The organism is Paraburkholderia strydomiana, from assembly GCF_046030495.1.
Taxonomy (GTDB): Bacteria; Pseudomonadota; Gammaproteobacteria; order Burkholderiales; family Burkholderiaceae; genus Paraburkholderia; species Paraburkholderia strydomiana_A.
Window position 1 is genome coordinate 267,194 of sequence record NZ_JAQQCJ010000009.1, and the last position, 6,990, is coordinate 274,183.

Here is a 6,990-nt window from a genome sequence, read left to right on the forward strand (position 1 = left end):
GTTTTGCCTGCTATTGCCTGGTGTTACCCGGTATTGCAGCTTGAAGCACTAAAACTATCGCCGTCCGCGCTGCACGAACGCGACGAAGATAATCACCACGCCCTGCACCGCCGCGTTCAGATACACGCTGATGATGCTGGTCAGGTTCAGAATGTTGGCGATCACCGAAAGCAGAATCGCGCCGATCACCGTGCCGATCACGCGCCCTTCGCCGCCTTTGAGCGCGGTACCGCCGACCACCACCGACGCGATCGCCTCCAGCTCCCACAGGAGCCCCGTGGTGGGCGTGGCCGAGCCGAGCCGCGGCACGTAGAGCACGGTCGCCACGCCGACGCAGATGCCGAGCAGCACATACGTGACGATCTTCACCGTGTCGACGCGGATCGCCGCATAGCGCGCGACCTGCTCGTTCGAGCCGATCGCCTGCACGTGCCGGCCGAACGCGGTGCGATTGAGGATCAGCGCGCCGCCCGCCGCCACGACGAGAAACACCCAGATCGGCACCGGCACGCCGAACAGGCTCGCGTAATACACCGGGCCGTATAGATCGGATAACGAATTATCCAGAGTCAATGCGCCGCCATCGGCGAGCCATGTGAGCACTGCGCGAAAGATCCCCAGGGTGCCGAGCGTGACGATGAACGGCTCGATCCGTCCTTTGGTGATCAGCAATCCGTGCGCGCAGCCGAACAACCCGCCGAGCACGAGCGCCGCGACGATGCCGATCGACACGATCGCGAGCGGCGCGAACGTGTGCCCGGCCGAGCCCGACGCGAGCCCGTTCATCAGCCAGATCATGCTGCCCGCGATCAGTGCGGCCATCGAGCCGACCGACAGATCGATGCCGCCCGAAATGATCACAAAGGTCATGCCGACCGCGATGATGCCGATGAACGACGTACGCGTGAGCACGTTCATCATGTTGTCGACGGTCGCGAAATCGCGGTTCAGCAGCGTGCCGATCACGCACAGCAGAATCAGCCCGACGAGCGGCCCGAGCGCATACAGACGATGCGCGAAGCGCAGCGCGCGGCCGGCTTGCACGGCTTCAGTGGGTGCCGGTCGCATGAGCGATCAACTCCTCTTCGGTCAGATGTTCGAGCGTCAACGTGGCTTGCAGGCGCCCCGCGCGCATCACGGCAACACGGTGGCACAAGCCGATCAGCTCGATCAGTTCGGATGAAATGACGATCACCGCGCGGCCTTGCGCGGCGAGCCGGTGAATCAGGAAATAGATGTCGCGTTTCGCGCCGACATCGACGCCGCGCGTCGGCTCGTCGAGCACGATCACGTTCGGGTCCGGCTGCAAAAATTTGGCGAGCGCGAGCTTCTGCTGGTTGCCGCCGGAGAGCATGCGCGCGCGGCTCGACAGATCGCCGGTGCGGATGCCGAATTCGCCGACCGCTTTCGTCAACGCCGCGCGTCCCGCTTTCAGGTCCAATAAAGGATGCGCGTAGCGTTCGAGCGTCATCAGCGTGACGTTGTCCTGCAGGTTCAGGTTCACGTGCAGGCCCTTGCCCTTGCGGTCCTCGCTGAGGTACGTGAGACCGTGGCGCATCGCGTCGCGCGGGCTCTTCAGATCGGCGCGCCGTCCCGCGATTTCGATTTGCCCCGCCGTGCGCTTGCGCAGACCGATGATCGCTTCGAACGCCTCGGTGCGGCCCGCGCCGACGAGGCCCGCGAAGCCGAGCACTTCGCCCGCGCGCACGTCGAAGCTCAGATCCTCCACCCACTCGGGCACCGCGAGCCCTGTGACTTTCAATGCAAGCGGCGCGTCGGCGGGCACGGTGAGCTTGTCGGGGAACATGTCGGACAGCTCGCGCCCCACCATCAGGTTCGCCATCTGCTGGCGCGAGAGCGACGCGGTCTCGCCGCGCGCGACGAAGCGGCCGTCGCGCATCACGATGACTTCGTCGGTGATGCGTTCCACTTCGTCCAGCTTGTGCGAGATGTAGACGATCGTCACGCCGTCGGTCTTGAGCTTCGCCATCAGCGTGAAGAGCCGCTCGGTTTCAGACGGCGTGAGCGTCGCGGTCGGCTCGTCCATGATCAGCAGACGCGCGCTGCGCGACAGCGCCTTCGCGATCTCCACCATCTGCTTTTCCGCGACGATCAGCTCGCGCACCCGCGTCTCCGGCGCTTTCTCCAGCCCGACCTGCGCGAGATAGCGCGCGGCGTCGGCGCGCATCGCGGCATCGTCGAGGAACCAACCGCGCCGCTTCTCGTGGCCGAGGTACATGTTCTGCGCGATCGTCAGATGCTCGGCGAGATTGAACTCCTGATGGATCAGCACGATGCCTTGCGCTTCGGCGTCGCGCGAGCCGGTGAATTGCTGCGTGCGGCCGTCGACCAGCAAGCTGCCCGACGTCGCGGTTTCGTAGCCCGCGAGAATTTTCATCAGCGTCGACTTGCCCGCGCCGTTCTCACCGAGCAAACCGTAGATGCGCCCCGGCGCGAGTTCGAAGCTCACGCCGTGCAGTACGCGCACCGGGCCGAAGTCTTTGCGGATGTCGTCGAAGCGGATCGCGAGGCTCATGGTCACGCGCTCCCGCGAATCACCAGCCGATGCGGCAGCAGCACGCCCGGCACGTTCGCCAACGGATTCGCGAGACGCTGCAACAGCAGACGCGCGGCGGTTTCACCCAGTTCGCGCATCGGCTGCGCGATGGTAGTAAGCGGCGGATCGATCTGCGCGGCGAGCGAGATGTCGTCGAAGCCGACCACCGCGACGTCGTCGGGCACGCGCTTGCCCGCGCTGCGCAAGCCGTGGATCACGCCGATCGCCAGCGTGTCGGACACCGCGAAAATCGCGCTAGGCGCGTGCGGCTGCTCGGATAGCGTCACGGCGGCCGACGCGCCCGCTTCGTAGTCGAGACTGTTCAGGTTCATCCGCCAGCGCGGGTCCGGCGCAATGCCCGCTTCGGTCAGCGCGTCGAGATAGCCCTGCTGACGCTGCCGCGCGTACAGGTAGTCGACGTCGGAATTGATCAGGCCGATGCGCCGGTGGCCGCGCGCGAGCAGGTGCCGCACCGCGTCGCCGGCCGCGCGGTAGTTGTCGATGCCGACGTACGGCACGCCGACCGCCGGATCGAACTCGCAGCATGCGACCCACGGCAGCGCGTGCGACGCCTCGCCGAGCGCCTGCTGGATGGTGGCCGGGTCGAGACAGATCGCGCCGTCGGCGCGGCGGCGGCGCAGCAGGTCGAAGTAGCTGCGCTCGCGCCCCGGGTCGGCGCCCGTGTCGCACAGCAGCATGAAGTAGCCGTGCTGACGTGCGACGCTGTCGATGCCGCGCACGATCTCCGCGTAAAACGGATTGCCGACGTCGGGCACCATGGTCAGCAGCAGCCGGCTCTCGGCGGTGCGCAGATTGCGCGCGAGTTCGTTGACACGGTAGCCGCTCGCGTCGATCGCGGCGAGCACCTTGTCGCGCGTGGCGGGCCGCACGTTCTCGTGGCCGTTCAGCACGCGCGACACCGTCGCCACCGAGACCCCCGCCTGCTCGGCCACGCCGGCGATCGACAGACCATCGGCGGCGCGCAGCGGCCGAATCCCGGGCGGAGGTCGCGCTCCGGACTGGGGCGCCGGGGCCGCTTTGGACGACGATCTGGTCAAGTGAGTTCGCGCCGAAAATGTAATCGATTACATTTTTGAGTGATCGAAGCGCGAAGCGCAAGGACAGATCGCTAGGGATTAACACGGGGGCCCCCACGGCTGACGACGGGCCGCGCCGGCGCGCGAGCCATGTTCCACGCAGCCCGCCGCCCTGCCCGCGAGAACCCGGCTGCCCGCCGCCATTTGGTACAATCCCGCAGTTACCCTGGCGCGGCTTGCATCCCGAATCGTTTTCGCGAAGCGGCCGGTCAGAGGCAAAAAGTCAGCGGCGGCGTTGGCCGGGCTTGGGGGCCAACCCCGGCCAAATCCACGGTCAAGCTCGTCGCCCGCTCGCCAAACCAAAACCGCCGAATCCACCATGAACATCGAGCAAGCGCGTTTCAACATGATCGAACAGCAGATCCGCCCCTGGGAAGTGCTCGACCAGGACGTGCTGAATCTGCTCTCGATCGTCAAACGTGAGAATTTCGTCCCCGCCGTCTACCACGAGCTGGCCTTCGTCGACTTCGAAGTGCCGCTGCCGGCCGGCCAGCACATGCTGGCGCCGCGCATCGAAGCGCGCGTGCTGCAGGAACTGGCGGTGAAGAAGCACGAAAGCGTGCTCGAAATCGGCGCGGGCTCGGGTTACATGGCGGCCTTGCTCGCGCACCGCGCGCAGCACGTGCTGACGGTGGATATCGAACCCGAACTGGCGGAGCTGGCCAAAACCAACCTGATCGCCAACGGCGTGCTGAACGCGGAAGTCGTGACTGGCGACGCGTCGCGCGGCTGGGCTGGCGCGGCGCCTTACGACGTGATCTGCGTGTCGGGCGGCCTGCCGGTGCTGCCGCAGGAAATCCTCGAACACCTGAAGATCGGCGGGCGCCTCGCGGCCTTCGTCGGCACCGCGCCGGTCATGAAGGCGCAGATCATCACGCGTATCGACGAGAAGCAGTACCGCATCGCCGACGTGTTCGAAACCTACGTCGAGCCGCTGATCAACGCGGTGCAGCCGCCGCGTTTCAAGTTCTAAGCGATACACAACGCTATACGTCGATCCGCACGGCCGCCACGCGGCCGTCATCTGAACTGGATGTTCCGCTGATGCAAAATCTGACCGCTCCGGCGCTCGCCGAATGGCTCGCCGACACTTCGCGTCCCGCGCCCGTGCTGCTCGACGTGCGCGAGCCGTGGGAACTGCAAACGGCGTCGATCGCCGGCGCCGTGTCGATCCCGATGCGTGAAATTCCCGCGCGCAGCGAAGAACTCAACGACGACGCGCAGATCGTCTGCGTCTGCCATCACGGCGCGCGCAGCGCCCAGGTCGCGATGTTCCTCGAATCGCGCGGCCACACCAACGTGTTCAATCTTCAAGGCGGCATCGACGCGTGGTCACGCCAGGTCGATCCGTCCGTTCCCACCTACTGAGCTCACTGCCGCGATGACGCGCCAGCGGGCGCCGATCCGCGCGGCCGTTCTGCGCTGACGCTGGCCGGCGCGTTTCGCACGCTGCCGTGTGGGCCGTTGGCCTGCCCCAACTCTACGACGAGGCGCTCGCCAGCGACGCGCAACTGCAAAGCGCGCGCGCGGCGCTCGCTGCCAACAGCGAGGAACTGCCGCTCGCTCGCGCCAGGCTGCTGCCGCAAGTCTCGGCATCGCTCACCGGCAGCCGCCAGAACACCGATTTCGGCGGCGGCTTCCCCGCTTCTTCCGGCAATAGCAACGGCTTCGGCAGCGGCGCGAACACGCTGCCGGGTGGCACACCGGCGCTGGCTGCGGAACTGGGCAACCTGGGGTCGTCGTACACGAACAGCACGATCGGCGTGCAGGTGACGATTCCGATCTTTGCGGGCGGCGCCACGCAAAGCCGCGTGCGTCAAACGCTCGCGCTCGAAGACCAGGCCGCCGCCGATCTCGACACGGCGCGGCGCAACGCGGCGCTGTCGGCGCGGCAGGCGTTTCTCGGGGTGGTGAGCGGGCTCGCGCAGGTGCGCGCGCTGCAGACCGCCGAGCGGTCCGCGAGTACGTCGCTCGAATCGAATCTGCTCGGCTATCAGGTCGGCGTGCGGATCAACATCGACGTGCTCAATGCGCAGGACCAACTATTTTCGGCGCGCCGCGATCTCGCGAAGGAGCGTTACGACACCTTGGTCAACAGTCTCAAGCTGAAGGCGTCGAGCGCGAGTCTCACGGATCAGGACGTGCTGCAGTTGGGCGCGCTGCTGTCGCCGCTCGACGACGGCACGCTCACCGCGCTGCCGCAGGCGCCGACGGTGCCGCATCCGGGGCTGGCGGCTAAAGGCGCGGCGGGGAAGCCTGGGCGACGGGTGGTGCCGGATGGGGGTGGGCAGAGGTAGGGGCATGCGCGCTTTGGTTCGTCGCTTCTGTGCTTCTCCGCTTCGTTTCAACCAGCCTGCCTACAACCTGATGGCAACCGGCAACGCGGTGCTCGGCAACGCCGGCCGTTACTTCGTAGCTCCCATCGACAACCGCATGCGCCTTTGTGGACTGTCGTCCTTCCATGGCCCCAGCGTCTATACGCTGATCGGCACTGTGACGACCGGCCAACGGAGCGGGCTGTTCGTCGCGTGCTAACGACAGCACGAATGCGTGAGCGACGCTAGCCGATCGCGCCATCCAACGCCCTTTCCCATCCTCCATTCTGAATTTTCCTGCAATCCCAATAACGGCCCACGGGCATCATGCTCCGATCTGTTTTCCGGAGCATTGAGATGAAATCTTTGAAGATCGCGCTGGCGCTCGCGGCGTTGGCGCCGCTTGCCGCTTACGCGGCATTGGGCGCGGCGCCAGTCGCGCGCACGCACGCGATGGCGGCGTCGCGATCGCTGCTGCAGTCGTCGGTGACAACCGGCGCTTCGGCTGCGTCGTACACGGTGCGCGAGGCGAAGGACGCCGACGGCGTGACGATCCGCGAATACGTATTGCCCACCAACGTGGTGTTTGCCGTTACGTGGCAAGGTCCGGTGCGCCCGGACATGAGCGAACTGCTCGGCAGCTACTTCCCGAACTTCGCCAACCCCGGCGAAGGACGCGCGCAAGGCATCGGTCCGATGGTCCAGCACAACAGCGCGTTCCATATCGAGTCGGCTGGCCATACGGGCTACTTTTTCGGCAAGGCCTATCTGCCGCGCCTCGTTCCCGCCAACGTCCGCATGGAGACCCTGCAATGAAGCGGCGCGTGCATTCATCGAACTTCAACGCCATGACGTTATTCAATAAGAAACTTTGCTGCGCGCTTGTGAGCGCCAGTGTGGCGCTGTCCGCGTGCGGGGGTGGCGGGGGCGACGAGGGTGGCGATCAGACGGCGCCGGCGCCGACCCCGACCCCGACTCCAACCCCAACCCCAACCCCAACCCCAACTCCAACTCCAACTCC

Annotated in this window: 8 protein-coding genes; 5 read left to right on the forward strand and 3 right to left on the reverse strand. The window is 66.2% G+C overall.

Annotation, left to right across the window (positions count from 1 at the left end; all coding sequences use genetic code 11):
• Positions 1-54 precede the first annotated feature (54 nt).
• Genes PQQ53_RS14915 through PQQ53_RS14925 form a run of 3 tightly spaced genes read right to left on the reverse strand, consistent with a single transcriptional unit; the run spans position 55 to position 3,615 of the window.
• The gene (locus PQQ53_RS14915; protein ID WP_408324620.1) at positions 55-1,068 is read right to left on the reverse strand and encodes an ABC transporter permease; all 1,014 of its coding nucleotides are present in this window, start codon (positions 1,066-1,068) and stop codon (positions 55-57) included.
• Entirely contained in the window at positions 1,049-2,536 is a 1,488-nt protein-coding gene (locus PQQ53_RS14920) for a sugar ABC transporter ATP-binding protein (RefSeq protein WP_408324622.1), read from the reverse strand. The genes PQQ53_RS14915 and PQQ53_RS14920 overlap by 20 nt, the downstream gene beginning before the upstream one ends.
• A 2-nt stretch (positions 2,537-2,538) precedes the next feature.
• Positions 2,539-3,615, reverse strand: coding sequence for a LacI family DNA-binding transcriptional regulator (locus PQQ53_RS14925; protein WP_408141525.1), 1,077 nt, complete (start codon positions 3,613-3,615; stop codon positions 2,539-2,541).
• A 358-nt stretch (positions 3,616-3,973) separates the two neighbouring features.
• Here PQQ53_RS14925 and PQQ53_RS14930 point away from each other — a divergent pair, with 358 nt between their 5' ends.
• The 5 genes from PQQ53_RS14930 to PQQ53_RS14950 all read left to right on the forward strand — a co-directional run bounded on the left by PQQ53_RS14930 (position 3,974) and on the right by PQQ53_RS14950 (position 6,785).
• Complete coding sequence (locus tag PQQ53_RS14930) at positions 3,974-4,627, forward strand: protein-L-isoaspartate O-methyltransferase family protein (RefSeq protein WP_408141524.1); 654 nt, start codon at positions 3,974-3,976, stop codon at positions 4,625-4,627.
• A gap of 71 nt (positions 4,628-4,698) precedes the next feature.
• Positions 4,699-5,022: a rhodanese-like domain-containing protein gene (locus PQQ53_RS14935; protein WP_408324624.1), complete on the forward strand. Its 324-nt coding sequence runs from the start codon at positions 4,699-4,701 to the stop codon at positions 5,020-5,022.
• Between the two features lie 86 nt (positions 5,023-5,108).
• Positions 5,109-5,951, forward strand: coding sequence for a TolC family protein (locus PQQ53_RS14940; protein ID WP_408324626.1), 843 nt, complete (start codon positions 5,109-5,111; stop codon positions 5,949-5,951).
• A gap of 4 nt (positions 5,952-5,955) precedes the next feature.
• The gene (locus tag PQQ53_RS14945; protein ID WP_408324628.1) at positions 5,956-6,189 is read left to right on the forward strand and encodes a hypothetical protein; all 234 of its coding nucleotides are present in this window, start codon (positions 5,956-5,958) and stop codon (positions 6,187-6,189) included.
• Positions 6,190-6,326: 137 nt separating this feature from the next.
• Positions 6,327-6,785: a DUF2844 domain-containing protein gene (locus PQQ53_RS14950; protein ID WP_408141522.1), complete on the forward strand. Its 459-nt coding sequence runs from the start codon at positions 6,327-6,329 to the stop codon at positions 6,783-6,785.
• Positions 6,786-6,990 lie beyond the last annotated feature (205 nt).

Coding starts and splice junctions, on each gene's coding strand:
- PQQ53_RS14930 (WP_408141524.1), top strand. CDS start 3,974: ATGAACATCGAGCAAGCGCGTTTCAACATGATCGAACAGCAGATCCGC.
- PQQ53_RS14950 (WP_408141522.1), top strand. CDS start 6,327: ATGAAATCTTTGAAGATCGCGCTGGCGCTCGCGGCGTTGGCGCCGCTT.
- PQQ53_RS14915 (WP_408324620.1), bottom strand. CDS start 1,068: ATGCGACCGGCACCCACTGAAGCCGTGCAAGCCGGCCGCGCGCTGCGC.
- PQQ53_RS14920 (WP_408324622.1), bottom strand. CDS start 2,536: ATGAGCCTCGCGATCCGCTTCGACGACATCCGCAAAGACTTCGGCCCG.
- PQQ53_RS14945 (WP_408324628.1), top strand. CDS start 5,956: ATGCGCGCTTTGGTTCGTCGCTTCTGTGCTTCTCCGCTTCGTTTCAAC.
- PQQ53_RS14935 (WP_408324624.1), top strand. CDS start 4,699: ATGCAAAATCTGACCGCTCCGGCGCTCGCCGAATGGCTCGCCGACACT.